This is a genomic window from Candidatus Rokuibacteriota bacterium (genome assembly GCA_016209385.1).
In the GTDB taxonomy this organism is placed as follows: domain Bacteria; phylum Methylomirabilota; class Methylomirabilia; order Rokubacteriales; family CSP1-6; genus JACQWB01.
The window spans coordinates 1-25,053 of the sequence record JACQWB010000158.1; the positions used below are offsets into that span (position 1 = coordinate 1).

The following is a 25,053-nucleotide window of genomic DNA, read 5'->3' on the forward strand; positions in this document are numbered from 1 at the left end:
GCCTTGAGAACCTCAACATTACCGCCGCCCGCATCAAAGAGCTGGGCGCGGAGGGGCTCCTGCCGCCGTTTAAGACGAGCTGCCTGGACCATGAGGGCGGCGTGGGGGTGCTCATGCAGCAGTGGGATGGCCAGAAGTGGGTGCGGATCAGCAACTGGATCGAGCCGTACAAGGATTTCGTGAGGGCTGAGGTGGAGAAGTCCGCGGCGGCCTATGCCAAGGAGAAAGCAATCACGCCGCGAGTCTGCCCCGGCTAAGTTCAAGCCAGCTCCGCGGAGGAGGCATCCCGGTGAGCGGTGTTTCGGGTCCCCTGCTCAAGGTCAACAACATCGAGGTTATCTACGAGCACGTGATCCTGGTGCTCAAAGGGGTGTCGCTTCAAGTGCCCGAGGGGGGCATCGTGGCCCTCCTCGGGGCCAACGGGGCGGGAAAGAGCACGACGCTCAAGGCGATCTCGAGCCTGGTGCGTGCCGAGCGAGGCGAAGTGACGAAGGGCTCGATCGAGTTCGCCGGTACGCGCATCGATGGCATGGATCCGGCACGTGTGGTCGCCGTCGGCATCACCCAGATCATGGAAGGCCGGCGCATGTTTGAGCACCTGACCGTGGAGGATGATCTCCTGACCGGTGCCCACAGCCGCCGCGACGGACGCGCAGTGGTCAAGCAGGATCTGGAGCGTGTCTACCACTATTTCCCGCGGCTGATCCAGCGCCGCGGTGTCAAGACAGGTTACTTGTCAGGCGGTGAGCAGCAGATGGTCGCCATCGGGCGGGCGCTGATGGCGCGTCCCCGTCTGATGCTCCTCGACGAGCCCTCCATGGGGCTGGCGCCCATGCTGGTGGAAGAGATCTTTGACATCGTCGGCCGCCTCAATCGGGAGGAAAGAGTGGCGGTCCTGCTCGCCGAGCAAAACGCCGCCATGGCGCTCCGCATCGCGCAGCACGGCTACGTCATGGAGAACGGCCGTGTCGTCTTGGACGGCGATGCGAAGACCCTCAGCGACAACGAAGACGTCAAAGAGTTCTATCTGGGCCTGACCGGCGTCGGCCAAAGGAAGAGCTATCGCGAGGTCAAACACTACCACCGCCGCAAACGCTGGCTGAGTTAACGGGTGGAGGCCGAGTCCGGAACGCGTGCGGGTGGCCGGAGCGGGAGTGTGCAGCGTGGGCGGCCCGCGCGGGTCCCGTCCCGCCGAAACCGAGAGTGAGCCGTGACCGACCACAGCCAGCTCCGGATCGAGGACGTATCGAAGCAGTTCGGCGGGGTCCAGGCCCTGAACCGGGTCAGCCTGGAGGTCCGGACGGGGGAGGTCGTGTCGGTGATCGGGCCCAACGGGGCCGGCAAGACCACGCTGGTCAACTGCGCCAACGGCGTGTTCCACCCGGAGGAGGGGCGCATCCTGCTGGACGGAGCCGACATCACCCGCCTCGGCCCGGCGAGGATCGCGACCCTCGGGATCGCCCGCACGTTTCAGAACATCGCCCTGTTCCGGGGCATGACGGTCCTGGACAACCTGATGCTCGGCCGCCACATTCACATGAAGGGCGGCGTCTTCCGGTCGGTGATCTACTGGGGGCCCGGGCAGCGGGAGGAGGTGGAGCACCGGCGGGTGGTGGAGGACATCATCGACTTCCTCGAGATCGAGGCCATCCGCAAGCGCGTGGTGGGCTCGCTGCCCTACGGGCTCCAGAAGCGCGTCGAGCTGGGGCGGGCCCTGGCCATGCACCCCAAGGTCCTGCTGCTCGACGAGCCGATGGGGGGCATGAACATCGAGGAAAAGGAGGACATGGCCCGCTTCATCCTTGACGTGAACGACGAGTGGGGTACCACGATCGTTCTCATCGAGCACGACATGGGCGTGGTGATGGACATCTCGCAGCGGGTCGTGGTCCTCGATCTCGGCTCGAAGATCGCCGAAGGGACGCCCGTCGAGGTGAAGAGCAACCCGGTGGTGATCAAGGCGTACCTGGGCGCGAAGGCCGCCGGTTAGGAGGTGCGTGATGCCCGAGAGCACCCTTCCGCAATTTCTCCTTCGCCACGCCCGGAGTCGTCCTGACGCCCCGGCGATCAGGGAGAAGGAGAAGGGCATCTGGCAGCAGTGGACATGGAAGGAATACCTCGACCACGTGCGGTGGATGAGTCTCGGCCTGGTCCACCTGGGGTTCGAGCGAGGCGACAAGCTGGCGATCATCAGCGATAACCGGCCGGCTGTCTACTCGGGAATGGTGGCCGCCCAGGCCGCAGCCGGCGCGGCGGTCGGCGTCTACCAGGACGCCATCGCCAAGGAGGTCCAGTACATCATCGACCACTGCGATGCCACGTTTGTCCTGGCCGAGGATCAGGAGCAGGTGGACAAGCTCCTGGAGCTGAAGGCCGGCCTTCCGAAGGTCCGGAAGATCATCTACGACGACCCCAAGGGGATGCGTCACTATACCGACCCGCTCCTGATGAGCCTGGAGGAGCTGGAAAAGGCGGGCCAGGCCCTGGAGCGGGAGCGCCGCGGGCTCTTCGATGAGCTGGTGAGCGGCGGTCGCCCTGAGGACGTGGCGCTCATTGCCTACACCTCCGGCACCACGGGGTTTCCCAAGGGCGCGATGATCTCCCACGCGAACTTCGTGGTGGCGGTCGAGGGGCTCACGCAGGTCGTCCGCTACCGGCCGGGCGACGAGCTCCTCGCCTATCTCCCGCCGGCGTGGGTCGGGGACACTCTCTGGTCTCTGGCCGCCGCGATCATCGTTGGCTTGACGGTCAACTGTCCGGAGCGCCCCGAGACGGTCCTCGAGAATCTGAAAGAGATCGGCCCGCACTTTGCCCTGGCACCGCCGAGAATCTGGGAGAACCTGGTTTCCCTCGTTCAGGTCAAGATGGAGGATGCCTCGTTCGTGAAGCGCTGGCTCTACCGTCGCCTGATGCCGGTGGGGGAGACCGTCGCTCGGCTCAAGATGGAGAAACAACCTGTTCCGCTGCGATTACGATGCCTCTACGCGCTGGGGGAGTTCCTCGTGTTCGCGCCGCTTCGTGACCACCTGGGGCTTCGGCGTGCGCACACAGCCCTGTCGGGGGGCGCCGCCCTCGGGCCAGAGATTTTTCTCTTCTTCCGCGGGATCGGGATCAATCTCAAGCAGGCCTACGGCCAAACGGAGCACACGGCACTGGGCTCGATCCAGCGCGACGATGATGTGAAGCTCGGGACGGTGGGTAAGCCGTTCCCGCATATCGAAATCCGACTCACCGAGGCGGGAGAGGTCATCAGCCGCGGCCCCTCCGTGTTCCTCGGTTACTACAAGAACCCGGAGGCGACGGCGGAGGTGCTCCAGGACGGGTGGCTGTACTCGGGCGACGCGGCCATGTTCGACCCCGACGGCCACCTGATCGTCATCGACCGTGCCAAGGACGTGACGTCGCTCGCCGACGGGACCAAGTTCGCCCCCCAGTACATCGAGAACAAGCTCAAGTTCAGCCCCTACATCAAGGAGGCGGTCGCAGTCGGCCAGGACCGTCCCTACGTGGCCGCCATGATCAACATCGACATGGAGAATGTGGGGAAGTGGGCCGAGCGCCGGCAGATCGCCTACACGACGTACACGGACCTGGCCCAGAAGCCTGAGGTGTACGACCTCATCGGGCGCGAGGTCGAGCGGGTCAATTGTGACCTGCCGGAGACGACGCGGATCCGGAAATACCTGCTCCTCCACAAGGAGCTGGACCCTGACGACGAAGAGGTCACGCGGACCCGCAAGGTGCGACGCACGTTCGTCGCCCAGAAGTACGCGCCCATCATCGAGGCTCTCTATTCGGATGCCGAGGTCGTCCCCGTCACCTCCGTGATCACTTACCAGGACGGCCGCCAGGCAACGATCCAGACCGAGCTCGCGATCCGGCGTATCGGGGAAATCCCCGAGCCGGTCGCCGCCTAGGAGACCGTCAATGGCGTTCTTCCTGGATCTCACCGTCAACGGTCTGCTGATCGGCTGCATGTACGCCCTCGTAGCCCTGGGCTTCGTCCTCATCTACAAGGCCACAAGCGTCATCAACTTCGCCCAGGGGGACCTGGTAATGTTCGGCGGCTACATCGCTGCCGCGGGGCTCTCCCTCTACCACCTACCGCTCTGGGTTGCCGCGCCCATCGCCCTTCTCCTCATGCTGGTCCTCGGGTTTGCGGTGGAACGCGGGATCCTGCGGCCCCTGATCGGCCAGCCCGTCGTCTCGGTGGTGATGGTCACGATCGGACTGGCGCTGGTGTTCCAGGGGCTGGCGGCAATGGTGTGGGGTGCCGCGACCATCAACGTGCCGCTCCCCATCCCGTTCCAGCCGTTCATCCTCTGGGAGATCTTCATCTCCCCCATCAACCTGGTGGCGGCGGGGCTCTGCGTGGGGTTCCTTGTCGGCTTCGTGTACTTTTTCCGTCGGAGCCGGATGGGGATCGCCATGCGCGCCGTGGCCGACGATCAGCAGTCGGCCATGTCGGTAGGCATCAACGTGCGGATCGTCTTTGCGCTCTCCTGGGCCATCGCAGGGCTGGCCTCGGGAATCGGGGGAATCGTGTGGGGGAATATGCTCGGCGTGGACACCCACCTCTCGCTGGTTGGGCTGAAGGTGTTTCCGGCTGTGATCCTCGGCGGGCTGGACAGCGTTCCCGGCGCGATCCTGGGCGGCCTCATCGTCGGGGCCGTGGAGAGCGTGGCGGCCGGGTACATCGATCCCTACGTCGGCGGCGGCACGAAGGACTTCGCGCCGTTCATCATCATGATCCTGGCGCTCATGATCCGTCCGTACGGGTTCTTCGGCCGCGAGATCATCGAGCGAGTCTAGGGCCGTGATCAACCGAGAGTGCGGGGTCTACCAGACCAACTACGAGGGGGACATGGCGCTGTACCCCCTCCCGCTGGCGATGGCCTCCTACGCCCTCGGTGTGGCGCTCCTGCTCACCATTCCTCTGGTCTCCGACAGCCACACGATGGCCATCGTGAACCTGATCGGGCTCGCGGCCATCGGCGCCATCGGCCTCAACATCCTGACCGGCTATACCGGTCAGGTCTCTCTCGGCCACGGGGCCTTCATGATGGTGGGCGCGTACACGGCCGCCATCCTGTCCGCCCGCTATGGGATGCCGTTCTGGGTGGGGCTCCCCGCCGGCGGGGCCGTGGCCGCCGCGGTGGGCACCTTCTTCGGAATCCCCTCGCTCCGCATCAAGGGCCTCTACCTGGCCATCGCCACCCTAGCCGCCCAGTTCATCATCGAGTGGTGCATCAACCACATCCCCTGGATCAGCGGCGGCGTGCAGTCCACGATCTACGTGCCGACCCCGGCGTTCCTGGGTTGGGAGATCAACACCGAATACCGGCGGTACTTCATGATCCTGCCGGTCTTCATGCTCGCGTACGTCGCGGCGCAGAACCTGGTGCGGAGCCGCGTCGGCCGCGCCTTTATTGCCATCCGCGACCGCGACGTCGCGGCCGAGATCATCGGTGTGGACGTCTTCAAGTACAAGCTCCTCGCCTTCGCCGTCAGCTCCTTCTACGCGGGCGTGGCCGGCGCCCTCTGGACCTACTACCTGAAGATCGCCAACTACGAGCACTTCATCCTGTCCACCTCGATCTCGTACCTGGCCATGGTCATCATCGGGGGGCTGGGGAGCGTGCTGGGCTCCGTGTTCGGCGCCACGTTCATCACGCTCCTGCCGATCGTCCTCGTGTACGTGGTCGAAGGGATCGCCAGTCTCTTCGGGTTCACGTACTTCGCCATTGCGGACTTCCTGGCAAACCTCCGCTTGATCATCTTCGGGGGGCTGATCATACTGTTCCTTGCCATCGAGCCCGAGGGGCTGTACCGGATGTGGGGGAATATCAAGCGCTACTTCCGGTTCTGGCCGTTTTCGTATTGAGGGGGGTCCCCACCCCCCTCAAGACTCCCCCCGGCGGAACCGGGGGGTTCCGAACAGGGCGCGTGCTCCTCGACGGACGTCGCGCCCGAAGGAGGCGCGATATGAAGGCTAAGGGATGGCTCGCGGTAGTCGTGATAGCGGCGCTCGTCGCGGCGCTGTCGGTGGTCGCGGCGGACGCCAAGCACGCCATCAAGGTCGGGGGCCAGTGTGACCGCACCGGGGCCACGAAGCTGGTCGGCGTGGAGATCTGTCCGGCCGTCACGGATTACATCAGGCTGGTGAACAAGAAGGGCGGGGTGATGGGGCACACCCTGGAGTACACGGAGATCGAGCACGAATACCGGGTAGACCGGGGTGTGGAAGCCTACGAGCGGCTGAAGCGCGATGGGGCCGTCGCGGTGCTCGACTACGGCACCCCCATCGTCTACGCCCTGACCCCGCGGCACATGGAGGACAAGATCCCTGCCATCACGCCCGGCTTCGGTCGCGCCGATTCCACTGACGGCGAGGTGTGGCCATATATCTTCCCCATGGCCGCCTCTTACTGGTCCCAGGCGGCTGGCGCGCTCCAGTACATCAAGGAAAAGGGTGCGAAGAAAGGGACGAAGATCGCCTACCTCTACTTCGATAACCCGGCCGGCCGCGAAGGGATCCCCATGATGGAGCGGGTCGCCAAGAAGGAGGGATACGAGATCCGGCTCTTCGCGGTGCCGCCGCCCGGGCTCGAGATGGGGCCCCAGGTGATCGACATCACCCGCCGGATGAGGGCTGACTGGGTTGTCGGGCACCTCTTCGGCCGCTCACCGTCGGTGTCCATCAAGGAGTTCAGGAAGGCCGGCTTCCCGCTGGACCGGGTGATCAGCCTGGTATGGGGTGCGGGCGAGGCCGACGTCGAGGCGGCCGGCTGGGATGTGAGCCAGGGTTACCTCGGCCTTCAGTTCGCGGCCGTCGGCCGGAACCTCCCGGCCATCCAGGAAATCATCAAGATGTACCGCGATGAGGGGAAGGAGGTTCCGAAGTACGTGGGTGGCGTGTACTACAACCGGGGTGTCCTGATCGGCGCCATTCTCGCGGAGGGCATTCGGCTCGGGCTCCAGTTCGGCGAGCCGCTGACCGGGGAAAAGGTCAAGAGGGGGTATGAGCAGATCAAGAACTTCACCCTCGGCGGGTTCCTCCCGCCCCTGACCGTCACGCCGCAGGATCACGAGGGTGGCGGATGGGTCCGGGTCTACCAGGTCAAGGGCAAGGAGTGGGTGCCGGTGACCGACTGGATCCGCGGCTACCGCGACGAGGTGTTCAAGCTCGTCAACGAGGCGAACAAGAAGAAGTAGCGCATGCTGAAGCTCAGCAACGTCGAGGTGGTCTACGACCGGACGATCCTGGTCGTCAAGGGGGTCTCGCTGCAGGTTCCCGAGCAGCGGATCGTGACGCTTCTTGGGTCCAACGGCGCGGGCAAGAGCACCACGCTGAAAGCCATCTCGGGTCTTCTCAAGCCCGAGCGGGGTGAGATCATCACCGGCTCGGTGGAGTTGACCGGTCAGCGGATCGACCACCTGGAGCCGGAGGGGATCGTGAGGCTGGGGATCACGCTGGTGATGGAGGGCCGCAGGGTGTTCGAGCACTTGACCGCGGAGGAAAACCTGCGGGCGGGGGCTCACACCCGGCGGAACGGTGCGGACATCAAGCGAGACCTGGAACTGGTGTACCAGTACTTCCCTAAGCTGGCGGAGCGCAGAAGCCTGAAGGCCGGCTACCTCTCCGGAGGTGAGCAGCAGATGCTGGCGATCGGGCGGGCGCTCATGGCTCGCCCACGGCTGATGCTCCTCGACGAGCCATCCCTCGGCCTCGCCCCGCTCCTGGTGGAGGAGATCTTCCAGATCATCGAGCGGTTGAACCAGGAGGAGAAGCTTACGGTGCTCCTGGTGGAGCAGAACGCGGCCATGGCGCTCACCGTGGCGCACTACGGCTACGTCATGGAGAACGGCCGCATCGTGCTCGATGGCGACACGGCGACACTCCGGGACAACGCGGACGTGAAGGAGTTCTACCTCGGGCTCACCGAGGTGGGTCAACGGAAGAGCTACCGGGATATCAAGCACTACCGCCGGCGGAAGCGCTGGCTGAGCTAGGGAGGCAAAGGGAGAAATTCGAGCCGAGGGACGTCGGCCATGCCGTGAGGCAGGCCCGTCGCGAGGCGAGGCCCAAGGGTAGTTCGAGCCGAGGGACGTCGGCCATGCCGTGAGGCAGGCCCGTCGCGAGGCGAGGCCTAATAAGGAGGAGCGGCCATGAGAGCCGTAGCGCGGACCGTAGGGGGTGTCGTGGTGCTCGCGGTGCTGCTGAGCGGTTGCGCGGCCATGATGGTGGAGACGAAGCCGACGCTCTACGAGCGGCTTCGGGTCGTCGATGCCGTGGGAGTTCCCCATCAGGGGCGCGCCGCGATCTCCCTGGTGGTGGACGACTTCGTCGCGAACGTCCTTGCCGATAACCGGATCAACGCGCGGTTCAAGGGGTTGAAGCCGCCGGCGGTGTTCAAGCTGAAGGCCGACCTGTCCGACCAGATCTGCCAGGCGGCGGGCGGCCCGTGCGCCTACCTGGGGAGAGACATGAAGACGGCCCACACGGGGATGAAGATCACCGACGCCGAGTGGAACGCTACGGTGGCGGCGCTGACCAAGGCCCTGGACAAGCACAAGATTCCCGCGACGGAGAAGAACGAACTGATTGGCCTCCTGGCCCCGATGAAGGGCGAGATCGTCGGACACTAGTTCGGAGGGGGGCTCCGCCCCCCTTCCGAAACCTCCCCCCCCGGGGGGGATTGCGCGGGCGAAGCCCGCGCTCGAATTCGCGCGGGGTGCACTGGGGGTCGTCCGTGGGAAAGATCGATCGACGGAGCGGGTACTGGAACCGCGAGAAGGAGACAATGCCGGCCGCGGCATGCCGCCGCTATCAGGAGGCCTGGCTCCTTGAGCTGGTGGCGCTGGCGTGGGAGCGGGCGCCGGGCGTGCGGCGGCGGCTGGAGGCCGCGAGGCTCCGCCCTCAGGATCTCTCGAGCCTTGACGCGCTCGCGCGCCTCCCCGTCATCAAGAAGAGCCAGATGCCCGACCTCCAGCAGGCCGCCCCGCCGTTCGGCGGCTTCTGCACAGTGCCCATGCGCCGCGTCCGGAAAATCTTCGTGTCGCCTGGACCCATCTTCGAGCCCCTCGGTCCCGAGGTCGGCGGGTGGCACGCCGAGGTCGGTCTCTACGCGGGAGGGTTCCGTCCGGGAGACATCGTCCTCAACACCTACGCCTATCACCTCACCCCGGCAGCCCAGATGATCGACGAGGCGCTCAATGTCATCGGCTGCGCGGTGGTGCCCACCGGTGTAGGCAACACCGATTATCAGGTGACCATTGGCAAGGCTGTAGGTGCGACTGGGTATGTCGGAACACCTAGTTTTCTCATGACGATCCTGAAGCGCGCGGAGGAGATGGGTGTCGGCCGGCTGCCGTTGGAGGTCGCGGAGGTCGGAGCCGAGGCGCTCCCCGAGTCCCTCCGCCGGACCTTCGAGGAGCAGTACGGGATCTTGACGCGGCAGGGGTTCGGCACCGCGGACATAGGGCTCGTGGCCTACGAGTGTGTCGAGAAGAGCGGGATGCACCTGGTGGAGGACGCGATCGTTCAGGTCTGCGACCCGCAGACAGGAGAGCCGCTCGCGAACGGTCAGATCGGCGAGCTGGTCGCCACCGTCCGCCACGAGACGTATCCGATGATCAGGTTCGGGACCGGTGACTTGACGATCATTAACGACTCCCCGTGCCCGTGCGGACGGACTTCGGCTCGGATGCTGGGCTGGCGCGGGCGCGCCGACGAGGTCACCAAGGTGCGCGGCATGTTCATCCATCCGCGCCAGGCCGACGAGGTGGCGGCCAGGGCCGGGGGCCTCGTCCGCTACCAGGTGGTCGTCACGCGCCGTGATCACCAGGACGTCATGACCTTTCGGGTGGAACTGGCCGAGGGCGCCGAAGCGGGTGCCGTGAAGCCGGCGCTGGAGGCTGCCATCCGCGACGTCATGAAGCTCAGGGGTGAGGTGGAGGTGGTCCTGCGCGGGTCTATCCCCGAGAGCGCCAAGAAGATCGACGACCAGCGGAAGTGGGATTAGAGTCGTAGGGGGCCTCGACGGCCCCCACCGATGCCTCCCCCATGAGCGGGGTTGCGCCGGCCGGGTACCCGCGCTGAAAGCGCGGGTGGGCGCTCGATCGGGAGACCTCGGAGGGGGGCGTTGCCCCCCTTCCGAACCTCCCCCCAAGGGTTGCGCGGGCCAAGCCCGCGCCCGGATGAGGTGAATGCATGAGGCTCCAGCGCCGCGTGGCCGTGGTAACGGGAGCCGGGAGCGGGATCGGCCGCGAGATCGCGCTGGCCCTGGCCCGCGAGGGAGCTCGGGTCGCGATCGTGGACGTCAACGAGGCCGGCGCCCGAGACGCGGCCGCGGCCGTCGAGAAGGAAGGGGGTCAGGCGCTCGCGGAGCGCGCTGACGTGACGCGCAAGCCCGAGGTGGACGCGGCCGTGTCGCAGATCGTCGCGCGCTGGGGGACCGTGCACATCCTGGTCAACAACGCCGGATGGGACCGTCCCACCCGCTTCGTCGAGACGACGGAAGAGTTCTGGGACAAGGTGCTCGCGATCAACCTGAAGGGCCCCATCATCTGCAGCCGGGCCGTGCTCGACTTCATGATCAAGCAGGAGTACGGGAAGATCGTCAACATCGCCTCCGATGCCGGACGGGTCGGCTCGACAGGCGAGGCGGTATATTCCGCAGCAAAGGGGGGCGTCATCGCCTTCACCAAGACCCTGGCGCGGGAGCTCGCCCGCTACCGCATCAACGTCAACTGCGTCTGTCCCGGCCCGGCGGATACGCCGCTCTTCCGGCAGGAGTTCGCGGCCGCCAATCCCAGGCTGGCGGAAAGCCTCACGCGCGCCATCCCGTGGGGGCGCCTCGGCACCCCCGAGGATGTGGCCCCGGCCGTGGTCTTCCTTGCCTCCGACGACGCCGGCTACATCACCGGCCAGACCCTCTCCGTCTCCGGCGGGCTCACCATGGTCTAGCCGGGACGCGCCGCAGGCACCACGTCAGACCAGCACCATCTGGGTCTGGACTGTCTGCGCCAGCAGGCGTCCGCTCTCATCCGTGATCCGGGTCTGCCACACCATCGTCCGCTTCCCGCGATGGAGCGGGATCGTCTCCGCGCGCACGTGTCCGGACCGGCCCGCCGCGAAGAAGTTGGTCTTGGATTCCAGAGTGGTCGTCCCAGCGCCGGGGGGCAGGTTCAGGAAGGTGGCGGTGGCCGCCACCGTATCGGCGAACGCCATGATGGTGCCCCCGTGGAGCACTCCACCGAGCGTCTTCAGATCGTCTCGGACCGCGAGTTGCGCCACGACCCGCTCCGGGCTGACCTCGACGAACCTGATCCCGAGGAGGTCTCCGAGCGTACCCTGCAAGCGCTCTTCCATGGCCGCGGGATCCAGCTCCATTGCACTCTCCTTTCATCGTGCCGGCAGGCCTGCGCGTCGGCTGCCTACGGTGGCGCGCGACGGTCAACATCTCCGATAGCCGTTCGTCGGGGCGCCCGGTCTAGGATGCCCGCAAGGAGGGAACGGCGTCAATCGCCTCGCGTATACTAGCGGTGGCCGGGATGACACCAGACTTTGTTGCTGTTGGCCACGTGACCCTGGACGAGATGCCGATCGGGAGGCGGCCGGGTGGTGCGGCCCTCTACGCCGCGCTCACCGCCCATCGTCTCGGCTGCTCCGCAGGCCTGCTCACGAGCTTCGGCCCTGACTTCCCCCGCGAGGTGATCCCTCCCGAACTCCAGGTGGTTCAGATTCAAGCTCGCCAGACTACCGTCTTCCGCCACGAGGGCGGGCCAACCGGCCGCCGCCTCACCCTGGTGGGTCGGGCGCAGGACCTGGAGGTGGGCCATCTCCCCGTCTCGTGGAAGGAGGTGAGCCTGGCCTTGCTCTGCCCGGTCGCAAACGAGGTGGACCCGGCGCTCGCCGCCGCCTTTACCGAGGGCGCGGTCGGCGCGGCGGTCCAGGGGTGGATGCGGAAGCGAGGTGCGGGCGGAGCGATCACGCCCGTTCGGTGGGAGGACGCTCCCCAGGTGCTCCCCCATGTCCAGGCTGTGTTCCTCAGCCCGGAGGACATCGGAGAGTTCGAGGACGACGTGCCCGAGTGGTTCCAACGGATCCCCCTCGGTGTCGTGACGCTGGGCGCTGCCGGTGCCCTTCTTTTCGTCAACGGCGAGCGCTACGTGGTCCAGGCGGACGTGGCGCAGCAGAGCGACCCCACGGGGGCAGGTGACGTCTTTGCGGCGGCCTTCTTGATTCACTACCAGCGCGAGGGAAACCCCTGGGAGGCGGCCGCCTATGCCGCGTGCGCGGCGGCCTGCGCCGTCGAGGCCGAGGGGGTCGGCGGGATCCCCGACGCCGAGGCGCTGGAAGCCCGCCTCGCCCGCTACCGACACCGTCTCGCCCGAGGCATGCCTTGACGCGGCCCTATGACGTCGCGGTGATCGGCACCGGGATGCTGGGCGCGCCGGCTGCCTACCGACTCGCCCGCGCCGGGCGACGCGTGATCGCGCTGGAGGCCCGCGCGCCCGCCGAAGGAACGAGCGGCAGCTCGTTCGCCTGGATCAATGCCGTGCGAAAGGAGCCCGAAGCCTACCACCGTCTCAACGCCGACGGCGTGGCTCAGTATGACGGCCTCGCCGACGAGCTCGGCGCCGACATCGGCTACGTGGGAGGCGGTTGCCTCGAATGGGCCGGGGCGGATGGAGAGCAGGACGAGCTGCGCGAACGCGTTGCGCGCCTCGCCGGCCGTGGCTATCCGGCGGAGTGGCTGGATCGCGCCGCCGCTCTCGAGATCCAGCCGAACCTGGCAATCGGGAGCGGTACACGGGGGGTCGCGTTCTATCCGCGCACGGGGTGGGTGGATGCGCCGCGTCTCATCCGGGCGTTCCTCCAACTGGCCGTTGCGAACGGAGCCGAGGTTCGGCCCCGGACACCGGCTCGGTCGCTGCGAGTGCGTGCCGATCGCATCACCTGCATCACCACCGACCAGGGCGACGTGCTCGCCGGAGAGGTGCTGGTTGCTGCCGGCACGGCAACGCCGGACCTGCTTGAGCCGCTCGGCGTGACGCTCCCCGTGCGACGCGTCCCCGGCCTCCTCGCTGTCACCTCGCCGCCTGATGAGCCGCTGACGCGCGTGGTCTACGCCCCCGGTGTCCACCTCCGTCCGGACGTGAGTGGTGGCCTCCTGCTCGGCGCCCCCGATGTGGATCGGCTCGTCACCGAGGAGACGCGGCTCGATACGGCCGCCGGCCTCGCGCAGCCGCTTCTCGACCGCGCGCGACAGGTCTTCCCACCAGCCCGGTCGGTTCACCCGGTGGCTGTCCGCATCGGCATCAGGCCCGTGCCCGCGGACGGCCACACGATCGGCGGTCGCGTGCCAGGCTTTCGCAACGCCTGGGTGCTCGTCACGCACAGCGGGATCACGCTCGGCCCGCTCCTCGGCCGGTTGATCGCCGCCGAGATCACAGGCGGCGCGCCAAGCCCACAGCTCGCTCCGTTCAGGCCAGACCGCTTCGCGGGTTCCGTCCTTGACCGCTCCCGTTCAGCACGCTGAGCTTGGCCCGCTTGCTGGCGCGTCGCTCCGGGAGCCCTGCGAAGGGCCTTCCTTCACCGGCTGCTTGATATCGACCTCAAATTATGATCATATGAACCTAAATGGGGATCAAAACCGTATCGAGCCCATTCGGCGGCATAGGCCGCACCCGAGTCCTCCTGGCCTTGCGCCTGCTCTCCGAGAGCTATCCCCGCGAACTCGCTCGGGTGCTCGGGATGCCGTTCTCCAGCGTCCAGAAGGCCTTGCGCAGTCTCGAGAAGGACGGCCTCGTCGCGGGCAGGGCGCTCGGTCGGACCCGCGTCGTCCAGCTCGATCCGCGCTATTTCGCCGCCGAGGAGCTTCAGCGGTTTCTTCTGCGACTGACGGAGCCGGAGTTTGAGCTGAGGACCCGGGTCTCCACCCTACGCCGGCGACCCCGGCGTACCGCCAAGCCCTTGTGAGCATCACGGCGCACTCCAGCCTCAGCTCGGTGGCGCTCCAAGTCGGCGACGCCCTCAGGCGGCACGGGATCCGGGCCGTGCTCACGGGCGGTGCCTGCGCCAGCCTCCACAGCGGCGGCGGGTATTACTCGGTGGACGTGGACTTCATCCTGCTTGGGCACGTCACCCAGGCAGCGCTCGACGCCGCCATGGCCTCGGTCGGTTTCAAGCGAACGGGGGACCGGTACCTTCACCCTCGCGCTCGCTTCTACGTCGAGTTCCCGCGCGGTCCACTCGCCATCGGCAGCGACTACCGTATCAGAGCGCTCGAGCACAGGCTCGGGCGAGCGCGCGCGCTCGTGCTCTCGCCGACCGACTCGTGCCGGGATCGACTGGCCGCCTTCTACCACTGGAACGACCGGCAGAGCCTCGCGGTTGCGGTGTCCATCGCACTCCGAAATCGGGTGAACCTGGCGGCGGTTCGGCGCTGGAGCATCACCGAAGGCGCGGAACGTCGCTTCGAGGAATTCCTGGCCGAGCTGAGGGCCGGGCGTCGCAAGCGTTCCCGGCGGATACCGGCCGGCCCGCGACGACTGCGGAGGTAGAGCTCCCCTCCGGAGCGCACGTTGAGGGCGCCGCGGAGCTTATTGACCGCCTCCAACGTCCCGGCTACCATTGGCGCACCGTTCCGACCATCGCGGCTCGTCGGAGGCCTGGCATGAGCTGTCCCCGGTGCCAGCACCAGAACCCCGCCGGCCAGAAATTCTGTGGGGAGTGCGGGGCCCCCCTGGCCGCGACCTGCGCCGCGTGCGGCGCGCCGAATCCCCCCGGGCAGAAGTTCTGCGGCGAATGTGGCGCGCCGCTTACCCCGGTGGGCGTGGCCGAAAAGTTCGCCGCGCCCCATTCCTACACGCCCAGGCACCTCGCCGAGAAGATTCTGACCTCTCGGAGCGCCCTGGAAGGCGAGCGCAAGCAAGTCACCGTCCTTTTCTGCGACATCGTGGACTCCTCGCGCCTGGCCGAGCAGCTGGACCCCGAGGGGATGCACGAGGTGATGGATCGGGCCCTCCGGCTCATGGCCGAGGCGGTCCACCGTTACGAGGGGACTGTGAACCAGTTCCTGGGGGACGGTCTGATGGCACTCTTCGGCGCCCCGCTGGCCCTGGAGGATCACGCCCTCCGGGGGGTCCAGGCGGCGCTGGCGATCCGGGAGACCCTGAGCGGGTACAGCGAGCAGCTCAAGCGGGAGCGCGCGGTGGAGATGCGGCTGCGGCTGGGCCTGAACACGGGGCTCGTCGTGGTGGGTCGGATCGGGGACGACCTCCGAATGGACTACACCGCGGTGGGCGATACCACGCATCTGGCGGCGCGAATGCAGACCCTGGCCGAGCCCGGGACGATTCTCGTCACCGAAGCCACCCATCGTCTGGTGGAGGGCCATGTGCGAAGCGAGGCGTTGGGGCCAGTTCAGGTCAAAGGGCGGAGCGAGCCGGTCTCGGTACACAAGGTCACCGGCCGCAGGCGGGCGCGCACCCGGCTGGACGTGAGCGCTGAGCGGGGGCTCACGCCTCTGGTGGGTCGCGAGCGCGAGTTGGGCCTCCTTCAGGACTGCTTTGCGCGCGTCAAAGCCGGCAGAGGCCAGGTCGTAGGCATCGTGGGTGAGGCCGGGGTCGGGAAGTCCCGCGTGCTCTACGAGTTCAAGAGACTCCTGGAAGGCGAGCGGGTGACGTGGCTCGAAGGCCACTGTGTGAGCTATGGCCAGGCCACGCCCTATCTGCCGGTGCTCGAGATCCTCCGGACAAACTTCCACGTCGAGGAGGAGGACAACCCACTCCAGATCGGGGAGAAGCTCCGCCAGGGTTTCCGCGTGCTCGACCCGAACTTGGAAGGGATTCTTCCGTTCCTTGGCGAGCTGTTCGGACTCCCGCTCGATGACGAGGTGCTCAAAAAGCTCGATCCCAAGACCAAGCGGCAGAAGACCTTCGAGGCGATCCGGGCGCTCACCATGGCCGGGAGCCAGCGCCGGCCCCACGTCGTGATCGTGGAAGACCTCCACTGGATCGACAAAACCTCCGAGGACTACCTCGCCTTTCTGATCGATAGCCTGGCGGGGATGCCGCTCCTGCTGCTCACCACCCAGCGCCCCGGCTACTCGGTGCGCTGGGCGGACAAGACCTACTACACGCAGATCGCCCTCGACCTCCTGACCGACGTGGATACGGAGGTGATGTTGGCACAGCTCCTCGGGGCTCGAGAGCTGCCGGCCGATCTCACCCGGCTCGTGCGGGAAAAAGCCGAGGGCAACCCGCTCTTCGTGGAGGAGATCACGCGCTCGCTCCTGGAGCGAGGCGTGCTGGTGCGAAGCAATGGACAGGTAAGGTGGTCCCAGGAGGCGCGGGTCGAGTTTCCGCCAACGGCCCAGGACATCATCCGCGCCCGGGTCGACCATCTCGAGGAACCAGTCAAGCGCGCCTTACAAACGGCGGCTGTCATCGGGCGAGACTTTGGCCCAAGCCTCCTGGCCCGTGTCTCGGAGGCTCACGCGGAGCTCGACCGCCATCTCCAGGCCCTCAAGCGGCTCGAGCTCATCCACGAGATCCGGTTCTTCCCCGAGCCCGAGTACAGCTTCAAGCACGCGGTGATCCGGGACGTGGCTTATGAGAGCCTCCTGGTTCACCAGAGAAAGGGGATCCACCGCCTGATCGGCGAGGCGATCGAGGAGCTCTACCCTGACCGGCTGGCCGAGCAGTACGAGATCCTTGCCCGCCACTTCTCCGCGGCCGACGAACGGGAGAAAGCCCTCGAATATTTCGAGAAGGCGGGGGACAAGGCGGCCCGAGCAGTCGCCCTTGGAGAGGCACTCGCACTCTATGAGGGAGCGCTCGCTCTCGTGGACCCTGACAACCCGATGAAGAAGGCCGATCTATTGGTGAAGCTCGCAAACGTGTCAACCTTCGTAACATCAGACGCGGAAGCGGATCGCGTTCTCGCCCACGCCGAGTCAGCGCTCCCCTTCTTCGAGCGCCTCGGTGACAAGCGAAGCCTTCTGAACACGCACCTGAACGTGGCTGCGCTCTATATCGGGGGGTACTGGGACGCAACCAGAGAGGACAAGGCGCTGGAGCACCTCGAGGCGGCCGCGGCCCTGGCCGAGGGAGACCCCGACAGCGTCGAGAAGGGCCTAACGTACCAGCGAACGGCCCATCTCTATCTCCATCGGGGCCAGCCCGCCACGGCTATTCCCTGGGCCCAGCGCGCCGCTGATCTCTTCGCCAGGCTGCGCGTGCCAATCGGCACCGCTCTGGGCACCGCCCTCACCTACACCGGACAAATCGACGAGGGAATCGCCTATAACGAAAAGAACTGGGAGCCCGTCCTGAAGGTGGGGAACCCGCTCGTCATCGCCATACTGGGCCATGAGCTTTCTCTCACGCTCGCGCTCGCGCGGGACGTTCCCCGGGCCCGGGAATGGGGAGAACGAGCCCTGTCTGAGCTCTTGAAGACGCAAAGCATAGTCTTTCACGGCCTCCTCCGACGACCGCTGGCGCTGATCTATACGCTCTCAGGGGACGTCTCCAGGGCGGAAGAGCACTACCAGGCAGCAAGGGCAATCCAGGCCAAAACGAAGGTAGGCTGCTACTGGGAAGACGCTGCCGCCATGGGATTTTACCCGTTTCGTCGGGGAGAATGGGACACCGCGGAAGAGTATCTGGAAAGAATGGTCCCGATGTATCAGGAGATGAACCAGCTCGCGGCCGTTGCCGCGTATTCCTTCACGCTGGGCAGCCTGAACTTGGGACGGGGCAACCACTCGAGGGCTGAGGAGCTGTTCCTGCGGAGCCTCAAGATCTGCCGGGATGGGGGAAATGTCCTGTTCGAGCTTTGGGTGCTGCCGGTGCTTGTTGAGCTTTACCTCAAGATCGGACAAATGGCCAAGGCTGCGGAAAACGTGGCCCGAGGATTCGAGCTGCTGAAGCCGGGCCAGAACTGGTACGGCTTGGCCGGCCCTGTGTACCTCGCCAAAGGCATGTTTGGTAGTGCCAGCCGGAATTGGGAAGAGGCGACATCGGCCTTCGAGAAGGCCGTCGCTATCAACCGCCAGTATCAGCTTCCGTGGGACGAGGCGGAGGCGCTCTACGAGTGGGGGCTCATGCACCTGGCAAGAGGCGAGGCTGGAGACCGCGAGGCTGCCCGCGAGAAGTTAAATAGGTCTCTTGAAATCTTTCAACACGTCGGCGCCAAGAAGGACGTGGAGAAGGTGCTTGCAGCGATGGAGAGGCTGTAGGCGTGCCACTCCTGTGTCTCGGTTCCGATTACAGGTATTGCTTGAGCTTGCAACAGGCCCTTGCTCGCCATACCATGGGTGCAAGAGTTGGAGTCCACGAGTTTTCTTGAGATCTTTACCCTTTTTGCCTCCACCGTCACTATCTTCGGGTTCACCGTAGGCGTCTTTTCCGTCTACAACGGCCGCATGACCAGGCGGGATATCGGTGGTCTCATCCGTGAGACTCAGCAGTTGATCCGGGAGACTCAGCAGGAGACTCAGCAGTTGATCCGGGAGACCCAGACCCAGACGCTGACGCTGCTCCGGGAGACCCGGGAGCTCATTGCCCGGGAGGAAGCGGCGACCCGGCAGCTTCTCCAGGATAATCAGACGGCCACGCGGGAGATTCTGTTGAGGATCACGGAAATCCTCGCTCGCATCGACGAGCGTGTCCGGTGACCCGTTGTAACGTCCATGAGTGCCCTTGAGATTCTCATTCTCTTTCTTTCCGGCGTCACGATCCTGGTGCTTATTCTGAGCGCCTTTGCTGTGTATAACCGCCGCGAGAGTAGGCGAGATATGGAGGCCTTGCTCAGCGAGATGAGGGAGCGAAACGCTGGCCAGGATCGCGCTGACGAGCGCGGTCGCTAATCCTGGGCTCGACTGCGCTGCTCCTGCCGGCCTCGCAGCGGAATTCCTTGACAGCGCTTCGGACGCGGGGCTAGGCTGGGCTCAGAGTGGCAGAGCGACGGGTCAAGATCAGCGCGGGCTCGGTCGAAGCCGAGGCGCTCCTTGGCGATGGCAAGACCGCTGAGGTGATCTGGAACGCCCTGCCGCTGTCGGCGAAGGCCGAGACCTGGGGAGACGAGATCTACTTCTCGATCCCCGTGAGCCTCGAGGCCGAGACACCCAGGGACGTGGTGGAGCTCGGCGACCTGGGCTACTGGCCGCCGGGCCAGGCCTTCTGCATCTTCTTCGGCCCGACACCCGCGAGCCGTGGCGGCGAGATCCGCCCGGCGAGCGCCGTCAACGTGTTCGGTCGTGTCCTGGGTGATCCGAAGGTTTTCAAGAAAGTGAGGTCAGGCACCACTGTCCGCGTCGCACGGGCGTAAGGGAGTTCGAGCCGAGGGGCGTCGGCCATGCCGCAGGCAGGCCCGTCCTGAGGCGAGGCCCAATTAAGGAGGCGCGATGAAGATTTTCCTCGATACGGCGAACATCGGCGAGCTGAAAGAAGGGATCGCCATGGGTGTGGTGGACGGCTGCACCACGAATCCCTCGCTTATTGCCAAGGAGAAACGCCCGTTCCGCCCCCTGGTGGAGGAGATCTGCGCCCTGGTTCCCGGTCCGGTCAGCCTGGAGGTGGTGGCCACGGACGAGGAGGGGATGGTCAAGGAGGGCAAGGAGCTGGCCCAGATCGCCCCCAACGTGGCCGTGAAGTGCCCGTTGACGAAGGACGGGCTCAAGGCGGTCCGCCGGCTCACCCGGGACGGGATCAAGGTCAACCAGACCCTCTGCTTCTCGCCGACCCAGGCGCTCCTGTCAGCCAAGGCCGGGGCGACGTATATCAGCCCGTTCCTCGGCCGGCTCGACGACATCAGCCATGTCGGCATGGACCTGGTACGCCAGATCGTGGAGATCTACCGGGTTCAGGGGTTCCAGACCCAGGTCCTGGCCGCGTCGATCCGGAACCCGCTCCACGTCGCGGACGCGGCCCTGGCCGGAGCCCACGTGGCCACCATGCCGTTCGCCGTCCTCGAGCAGCTCACGAAGCATCCGCTGACGGACATCGGCCTCAAGAAGTTCCTGGAGGACTGGAACAAGGCCGGCGTCAAGCTGTAGCCATCGCGCTCGGCAGAAGCGGCTCCGGCGGCCCCGGAGCCGTTTTTTTTGTTCCACCCGTTCCGGGGGCTCGGTGCGTATATCCTGACGAGAGCCTTACATGGAGACGGTCTTCCCGATCACGGTGCGCCCGACCTCCTGGGAGGTGTGCCAGGCGCTGGAGGGTTCGATTGGCGGCTGACGACCGCGGGGTGATGCACCGTGTGGCGCGAGGAGACGAAACCGCGTTCACCGAACTCGTGAGCCGGTACCAGGACCGCCTCTTCACGGTGGCGCACCGGCTTCTCGGAAACCGGGCGGATGCCGAGGACGCGGTCCAGCGCGCGTTCCTCAACTGCCATCTGAACGCCCGCAGCTACGACCGCCGCTGGCAGGTCTCCACGTGGCTCTACCGGATCCTGACCAACATCTGCGTGGACGAGCTGAGGCGGCGTCGGGTGTCCGCGCCGCTCGGCCGTGAACAGCAAGCGCGCGGGAGACCCGACGAGGCGGCGCCCCGGCTGGATGTGAGGCGCGCCCTGGAACGCGTGCCGACCGAGGCACGGCTCCTCCTGGCGCTGCGCTACGTTGACGGGCTCACGTACGCCGAGCTCGCGCGGGTCAGGGGGGTCTCGATCAACACCGTCAAGAGCCAGCTGGCCCGGGGGAAATCCATCCTCCGTAAGGCGCTCGGCTGAGGAGGGAGCTATGGATCGCCTGGATGATCTGCTCGCCGCTCACTTCACGCCGGAGGCAGCTCCACCCGGACTCGCCTCGCGGGTGCTCACGAGAGCGCGCGGCGCGGAGGATGATGCGCGAAAGCTCCTGGACGAGATCGAGATCGGAGCAACCGACCGGGGGGTGTGCCTGATCCGTTCTGGTCGGCTCGCGCCCCCGGCCTCGGCGCAGGCCCGCCGCCTAGCGGAGCGGGCGAGGGAGGAGCTGGCCGAGTACCTGGAAGGCAGACGGACTTTCTTCTCGGTGCCCGTGGACCTCTCCGCGGTCGCGCCCTTCCAGCGCGCCGTCCTCGCGGTGACGAGCGCGATTCCGTTCGGCGAGGCGCGTTCCTACGCGTGGGTCGCGGCGCGTATCGGCCACCCGGGCGCGGCGCGCGCGGTTGGGACGGCGCTCGCGAGAAACCCCGTGCCCCTGATCGTTCCGTGCCACCGGGTCCTGCGCGGCGACGGCGGCGTGGGCGGTTATCTCTTCGGCACGCGAATCAAGGACCGGCTGCTCGCCCTCGAGCAGACGACGCCGACGCTGATCGGCTGCACCTCAACGCGGATTCTCTGCCGGCGGGGGTGCCGCCACGAGCAGCGGGTCAGGGAAGACCGGCGGGTGGTCTTCGCTTCGGTTCGGGAGGGGCGGGCAGTGGGCTACCGCGCGTGCCGGGTCTGCCGTCCCGAGCGGAGCCTGCTGCGAGCATGACCGTCACGCGACGCGCGGGCGGACCTCGCGCGCGAAGGTCTCGTAGATCGAGATCACATCGTCCAGGTCGCGGTAGCGGGTCTCCAGGAGCACGGTTTGCACGCCCATGGCCGCGTATTGCTTGAGGTCCGCCACGATCTCCTCGGGCGTGCCGATGAGCGGACGCCGCTCCGCGGATTTCTCCTTCCGGATTGAAAGGCCGGCCCGGGCGGTGATGGCCAGATCCTCGAACCTCCGGCCGGCCCTCTTGCACTCCTCCCGCAGGAGCCTGAGCCCTTCCTGCAGCTTGTCCAGGGCAGGGAACGCGGCGTGCCAGCCGTCGCCCAGCTCAGCCACGCGGCGGAGCGCGCGCGGGCTATGGCCGCCGATCCAGATCGGGATGGCCTTCCTGACTGGCTGCGGGAAGCAGCCGATCTCGTCGAACCGAAAGAATCGTCCTTTGTAGGACGCTTTTTCCTGGCTCCAGCAGGCGCGCATGATCCGGATGGCCTCGTCGCTCCACGCCCCGCGCTGGGCAAAGGGAACGCCGAGGAGCGTGATCTCCTCCTCCATCCAGCCAACACCGGCCCCCAGGATCACGCGGCCGTTCGAGAGATAGTCCAGGTTCGCGAGCATCTTGGCGGCCAGGATCGGGTGCCGGTGCGGGAGCACCAGGATCGTGGTCCCCAGCTTGACGCGCTCAGTGGTGCCGGCGATCAACGCGAGGGTCGTCAGCGGTTCCAGGAAATTGGCGCTGGCCGGGAGCGGGAACTGGCCGGTCTCGTTATAGGGGTAGCGCGACCGGATCGTCCAGGGGAGGATCACGTGATCGCTTGCCCAGAGCGAGTCGTAGCCGAGCGCCTCCATCCGCTTGGCGAACGTGATCACGTTGTGGCGGGTTGCGATCGGACCGAACATGGGGAGGTGGCAGCCGAACTCCATAAGATGTCTCCTTGCGTCACCCTGCCCGCCGCGGGCGACGCTCTCGACCCCGGGCGAGGGGCGAGTCAATATGGGCTACAGCTCGTGGAACAAGCGGGCCGCCTCAGCCCTGAAGAATGACTTGATCTGATCCCAGGTTCCGCCGCGCAGAAGCTCAGGCATTGCCTCGGCCTCCGCATCGTCGAAGAACGTCAGGCTGCGGAGCAGGTGATACGGATCGACAGTGACACCCCGGTACTTTTCGCGGAAGCGGTCCAACACCTGCCTCAGTGGCGCAATCTCCTGAGCGTAGAAGTAGAGGTCGACAAAGTCCTTGCACGCGCCGCGGCCGGAGAGCGCCGCAAGCTTCATCGCGGCGATATCCTCCGGGTCGGCCAGGAGGAGCCCCCCGGGAGACTCGTGAAGGGGACGCAGAAGCGGATAATCATAGCGGAAGAAGCTCACAGGGACGCCGCGGAGCCTCACCGTCAGTGTTCCGGCTGCCTCCTGGAGGACTTCGACCTCGCCGGTGTCGCGCAGCACTGAGAGGAGGTCCTGGGGGATGAACTCCTTGGCGCGGAAGAAATCGAAATCGTTGGACCGGCGATGGCCGAGGAAGAGAGCGAGGGCGGTCCCGCCTGCCAGATAGAAGGTCCGAGCCTCCCCGATCCGGCTCAATAGTTCCAGAACGGTCTGCTGCGGGTCAGTGAGGACCGCTCGAAACACGCTTCTCCCTCGAGCCCCAGCAGGAACGTCCAGAAGCTCAGCGTCTTCCGCGATAGCGTGCGCACTCCCCGTTCCCGCAGGAAGTCCTTGATGCGCTCGCTCCCGTAAGTCTGGAGAGCCCAACGGGCGGCCGCCAGCGTCCCGTACTCGAGGATCCGTTCTAGGACGAACGGAGCGTGGGCCTGAATGTCAACGGTCTCGGGGCGGCAGTCCCAGAAGAGATGACGAACGTCGGGAGGCAGGTCCACTGTGCTTTGACTATACCACACGCGGGAGATGCGCGTCGCCCAAGAACTCCCTCGCGAGCTGCTCGGTGCGCTCGACATAGTAGGGGACGCGCAAGGCTGTGAACAGCTCATGAGCCTCCTTGAGGTGAGTCCTGACTGCCTCACGGTTTCCCTGGGCGTGGGCGAGCGCGGCGAAGTCTAGATGGGTGCGTGCTACCAGGTACCGCGCATGGATCGACGTAAAGGTTTGGAGAGCCTCTTTGAGATGAGACTCTGCCTCCGAGGAGAAGCCCCTTGCCTGCGCGATCCGTCCAAGACTCCGTTGCGCCCATCCGACTGCGGCCCAGTACTTCGTGGCCTCCGCGAGTTCCAAGCCCTGGCTCACCAGGTCTCGCGCTCTCTCGGTTTGCCCGGTCAAGAGATAGGCTTCGCCGAGCGTGGCCATGAACCAGCCCTGGACAGCATAGCGCTTAAAGTGGCTCACTTGGCGGACCGATTGCTCCAGCAGCAGAACCGCCTGGGCGGCGTCTCCCTTCTCCAAATAGGCGAGGCCCAAGCAACCCAAGGATTCGGCGGTGTTGAAAGGATCCGGCGCGCACTGCAGGGCTCGCTGACACGCCTCGATCCCCGCTTCCCATTCACCGCTCAGCACGTGGATCAAGCCGATCAGCCTTGTAACGGGGGACTCGACACGGGGATCCCCGTTAGCTTCGGCAATTGCGCGCGCTCTAGCCAAAACCTCCAGGACCAGATCAAACTCTCCCAGGAGAAAATGGTTCCAGCCCAGGACCCAGTGAGCTGCGCCCAGCCACGACTGCTCTTCTGTCCGCTCCAGAAAGGAAACGGCCTCTCGGCCGTAGTCGAGTCCCTGACGGAACTGCCCTGACCAGACACTCGCAAAGGCCAGCACGTAGGAGGCCTTCCCCATCGTGACCTGATCACCACATTGCCTCGCCTCCTCCATCGCTCGATGGGCGCTTTGAACGGTCGGCTCTTGATCGTCCAGGAAGGTATACGTGTTGGCGAGCAGGAGGTAATAGCGGCTGGTCACGAAGGGATTCTGGAGCCGCTCGACGCGTTCCTTTTGCTGGAGCAGCAGGTCTATGGCTTCCGCAAGGCGGCCCAACGACGAGAGCGAGCGTGCCAGACGGGGCACGATGTCCAGGAGGTGAGCATCCCGCTGTTCGGCCGGCAGCCGCTCCACATGAGCAAGAGCCCCCTGGAGAGCCGTGACAGCTTCGGCATGGGCGAACTTCCGCGCCGCCTGCCGGGCGAACCGAGTCAGGTACTCCACGGCCTTGGTGGACTCGTTAGTCTTCGAGTAGTGGTACGCCAGGCGATCATAAACTTGCTCGAGGCGCTCCTCATAGAGCCTCTCGAGGGCCTGACCGGCCGCTGCATGGAGGACCTGGCGACGAGCGGTCAGGAGGCTCTCGTATGCCACCTCCTGCGTGAGGGCGTGCTTGAAGACATATCCCGGTTCCGCTGCCCAGCTCTGCTCATAGAGAAACTCCATCCGCTTGAGCTCGGAGAGATGGTTCTCTACTGTCAGCGCCGATGGTATTCCGGACCCCTCCCACGTAGCGTTCAAGAGCCTGAGGGACACTTCCCGGCCGAGAACGGACGCGGCCTGCAAGACCCGCTTGGTCTCTTCGGGCAGCCGGTCAATGCGCGCCGTGATGACGCCGTGGATGGTATCCGGGACCGTCGGGCCGTGTGGGAGA

General features: G+C 66.1%; 26 protein-coding genes. 21 read left to right on the top strand and 5 right to left on the bottom strand.

The features are described 5' to 3' along the window. From HY726_11015 to HY726_11065, 11 genes are all read left to right on the top strand, one after another. A partial coding sequence (locus HY726_11015) for an ABC transporter permease (GenBank protein ID MBI4609527.1) occupies nt 1-257 on the top strand: 257 nt, incomplete at its 5' end. 26 nt (nt 258-283) lie between these two features. Continuing rightward, complete coding sequence (locus HY726_11020; protein MBI4609528.1) at nt 284-1,108, top strand: ABC transporter ATP-binding protein; 825 nt, start codon at nt 284-286, stop codon at nt 1,106-1,108. 102 nt (nt 1,109-1,210) lie between these two features. Then, nucleotides 1,211-1,990: an ABC transporter ATP-binding protein gene (locus HY726_11025; protein MBI4609529.1), complete on the top strand. Its 780-nt coding sequence runs from the start codon at nt 1,211-1,213 to the stop codon at nt 1,988-1,990. Between the two features lie 10 nt (nt 1,991-2,000). Then, entirely contained in the window at nt 2,001-3,917 is a 1,917-nt protein-coding gene (locus tag HY726_11030) for an AMP-binding protein (protein ID MBI4609530.1), read from the top strand. 10 nt (nt 3,918-3,927) lie between these two features. Continuing rightward, complete coding sequence (locus HY726_11035; protein ID MBI4609531.1) at nt 3,928-4,812, top strand: branched-chain amino acid ABC transporter permease; 885 nt, start codon at nt 3,928-3,930, stop codon at nt 4,810-4,812. A 52-nt stretch (nt 4,813-4,864) separates the two neighbouring features. Further along, a complete protein-coding gene (locus HY726_11040) occupies nt 4,865-5,884 on the top strand; it encodes a branched-chain amino acid ABC transporter permease (GenBank protein ID MBI4609532.1) in 1,020 nt (339 codons plus the stop codon). A 101-nt stretch (nt 5,885-5,985) separates the two neighbouring features. Continuing rightward, nucleotides 5,986-7,215, top strand: coding sequence for an ABC transporter substrate-binding protein (locus tag HY726_11045; GenBank protein ID MBI4609533.1), 1,230 nt, complete (start codon nt 5,986-5,988; stop codon nt 7,213-7,215). Between the two features lie 3 nt (nt 7,216-7,218). Then, nucleotides 7,219-8,013: an ABC transporter ATP-binding protein gene (locus tag HY726_11050; GenBank protein MBI4609534.1), complete on the top strand. Its 795-nt coding sequence runs from the start codon at nt 7,219-7,221 to the stop codon at nt 8,011-8,013. A 228-nt stretch (nt 8,014-8,241) separates the two neighbouring features. Beyond that, on the top strand, nt 8,242-8,649 hold the full coding sequence (locus tag HY726_11055; protein ID MBI4609535.1) for a group 1 truncated hemoglobin: 408 nt from the start codon (nt 8,242-8,244) through the stop codon (nt 8,647-8,649). Between the two features lie 104 nt (nt 8,650-8,753). After that, the gene (locus HY726_11060) at nt 8,754-10,025 is read left to right on the top strand and encodes a phenylacetate--CoA ligase family protein (GenBank protein MBI4609536.1); all 1,272 of its coding nucleotides are present in this window, start codon (nt 8,754-8,756) and stop codon (nt 10,023-10,025) included. A 188-nt stretch (nt 10,026-10,213) separates the two neighbouring features. Further along, a complete protein-coding gene (locus tag HY726_11065; GenBank protein MBI4609537.1) occupies nt 10,214-10,969 on the top strand; it encodes a glucose 1-dehydrogenase in 756 nt (251 codons plus the stop codon). A 24-nt stretch (nt 10,970-10,993) separates the two neighbouring features. Here the strand turns inward: HY726_11065 and HY726_11070 are convergent, their stop codons facing one another. Next, the gene (locus HY726_11070) at nt 10,994-11,374 is read right to left on the bottom strand and encodes a PaaI family thioesterase (GenBank protein MBI4609538.1); all 381 of its coding nucleotides are present in this window, start codon (nt 11,372-11,374) and stop codon (nt 10,994-10,996) included. A 182-nt stretch (nt 11,375-11,556) separates the two neighbouring features. Between HY726_11070 and HY726_11075 the strand changes: the two genes are divergently transcribed. From HY726_11075 to HY726_11120, 10 genes are all read left to right on the top strand, one after another. Beyond that, the gene (locus HY726_11075; GenBank protein MBI4609539.1) at nt 11,557-12,411 is read left to right on the top strand and encodes a ribokinase; all 855 of its coding nucleotides are present in this window, start codon (nt 11,557-11,559) and stop codon (nt 12,409-12,411) included. Then, nucleotides 12,408-13,547 carry an FAD-binding oxidoreductase gene (locus HY726_11080; protein MBI4609540.1) on the top strand — a complete coding sequence of 380 codons (1,140 nt, stop codon included), beginning with the start codon at nt 12,408-12,410 and terminating at the stop codon, nt 13,545-13,547. The genes HY726_11075 and HY726_11080 overlap by 4 nt, the downstream gene beginning before the upstream one ends. A gap of 101 nt (nt 13,548-13,648) precedes the next feature. Continuing rightward, on the top strand, nt 13,649-13,987 hold the full coding sequence (locus tag HY726_11085) for a winged helix-turn-helix transcriptional regulator (GenBank protein ID MBI4609541.1): 339 nt from the start codon (nt 13,649-13,651) through the stop codon (nt 13,985-13,987). Continuing rightward, nucleotides 13,984-14,571 (top strand): hypothetical protein, encoded by a 588-nt coding sequence (locus HY726_11090; GenBank protein ID MBI4609542.1) that lies wholly within the window; start codon nt 13,984-13,986, stop codon nt 14,569-14,571. The genes HY726_11085 and HY726_11090 overlap by 4 nt, the downstream gene beginning before the upstream one ends. A 113-nt stretch (nt 14,572-14,684) precedes the next feature. Next, nucleotides 14,685-18,251: an AAA family ATPase gene (locus HY726_11095; GenBank protein ID MBI4609543.1), complete on the top strand. Its 3,567-nt coding sequence runs from the start codon at nt 14,685-14,687 to the stop codon at nt 18,249-18,251. Between the two features lie 87 nt (nt 18,252-18,338). Then, nucleotides 18,339-18,689, top strand: coding sequence for a hypothetical protein (locus tag HY726_11100; protein MBI4609544.1), 351 nt, complete (start codon nt 18,339-18,341; stop codon nt 18,687-18,689). 278 nt (nt 18,690-18,967) lie between these two features. Next, nucleotides 18,968-19,342: a hypothetical protein gene (locus tag HY726_11105; GenBank protein MBI4609545.1), complete on the top strand. Its 375-nt coding sequence runs from the start codon at nt 18,968-18,970 to the stop codon at nt 19,340-19,342. 76 nt (nt 19,343-19,418) lie between these two features. Next, nucleotides 19,419-20,069 (top strand): fructose-6-phosphate aldolase, encoded by a 651-nt coding sequence (gene fsa, locus HY726_11110; protein ID MBI4609546.1) that lies wholly within the window; start codon nt 19,419-19,421, stop codon nt 20,067-20,069. A 170-nt stretch (nt 20,070-20,239) separates the two neighbouring features. After that, on the top strand, nt 20,240-20,746 hold the full coding sequence (locus HY726_11115) for a sigma-70 family RNA polymerase sigma factor (GenBank protein ID MBI4609547.1): 507 nt from the start codon (nt 20,240-20,242) through the stop codon (nt 20,744-20,746). A gap of 10 nt (nt 20,747-20,756) precedes the next feature. Further along, nucleotides 20,757-21,476 (top strand): methylated-DNA--[protein]-cysteine S-methyltransferase, encoded by a 720-nt coding sequence (locus HY726_11120; GenBank protein ID MBI4609548.1) that lies wholly within the window; start codon nt 20,757-20,759, stop codon nt 21,474-21,476. 3 nt (nt 21,477-21,479) lie between these two features. Here HY726_11120 and HY726_11125 read toward each other — a convergent pair whose 3' ends face one another. The 4 genes from HY726_11125 to HY726_11140 all read right to left on the bottom strand — a co-directional run. After that, nucleotides 21,480-22,397 (bottom strand): LLM class F420-dependent oxidoreductase, encoded by a 918-nt coding sequence (locus HY726_11125; GenBank protein ID MBI4609549.1) that lies wholly within the window; start codon nt 22,395-22,397, stop codon nt 21,480-21,482. Nucleotides 22,398-22,472: 75 nt separating this feature from the next. Beyond that, nucleotides 22,473-23,102 (bottom strand): nucleotidyl transferase AbiEii/AbiGii toxin family protein, encoded by a 630-nt coding sequence (locus HY726_11130; GenBank protein MBI4609550.1) that lies wholly within the window; start codon nt 23,100-23,102, stop codon nt 22,473-22,475. After that, the gene (locus tag HY726_11135; protein ID MBI4609551.1) at nt 23,051-23,350 is read right to left on the bottom strand and encodes a hypothetical protein; all 300 of its coding nucleotides are present in this window, start codon (nt 23,348-23,350) and stop codon (nt 23,051-23,053) included. Before HY726_11135 ends, HY726_11130 begins: the two co-directional genes overlap by 52 nt. 10 nt (nt 23,351-23,360) lie before the next feature. Continuing rightward, a partial coding sequence (locus HY726_11140) for a tetratricopeptide repeat protein (GenBank protein ID MBI4609552.1) occupies nt 23,361-25,053 on the bottom strand: 1,693 nt, incomplete at its 5' end.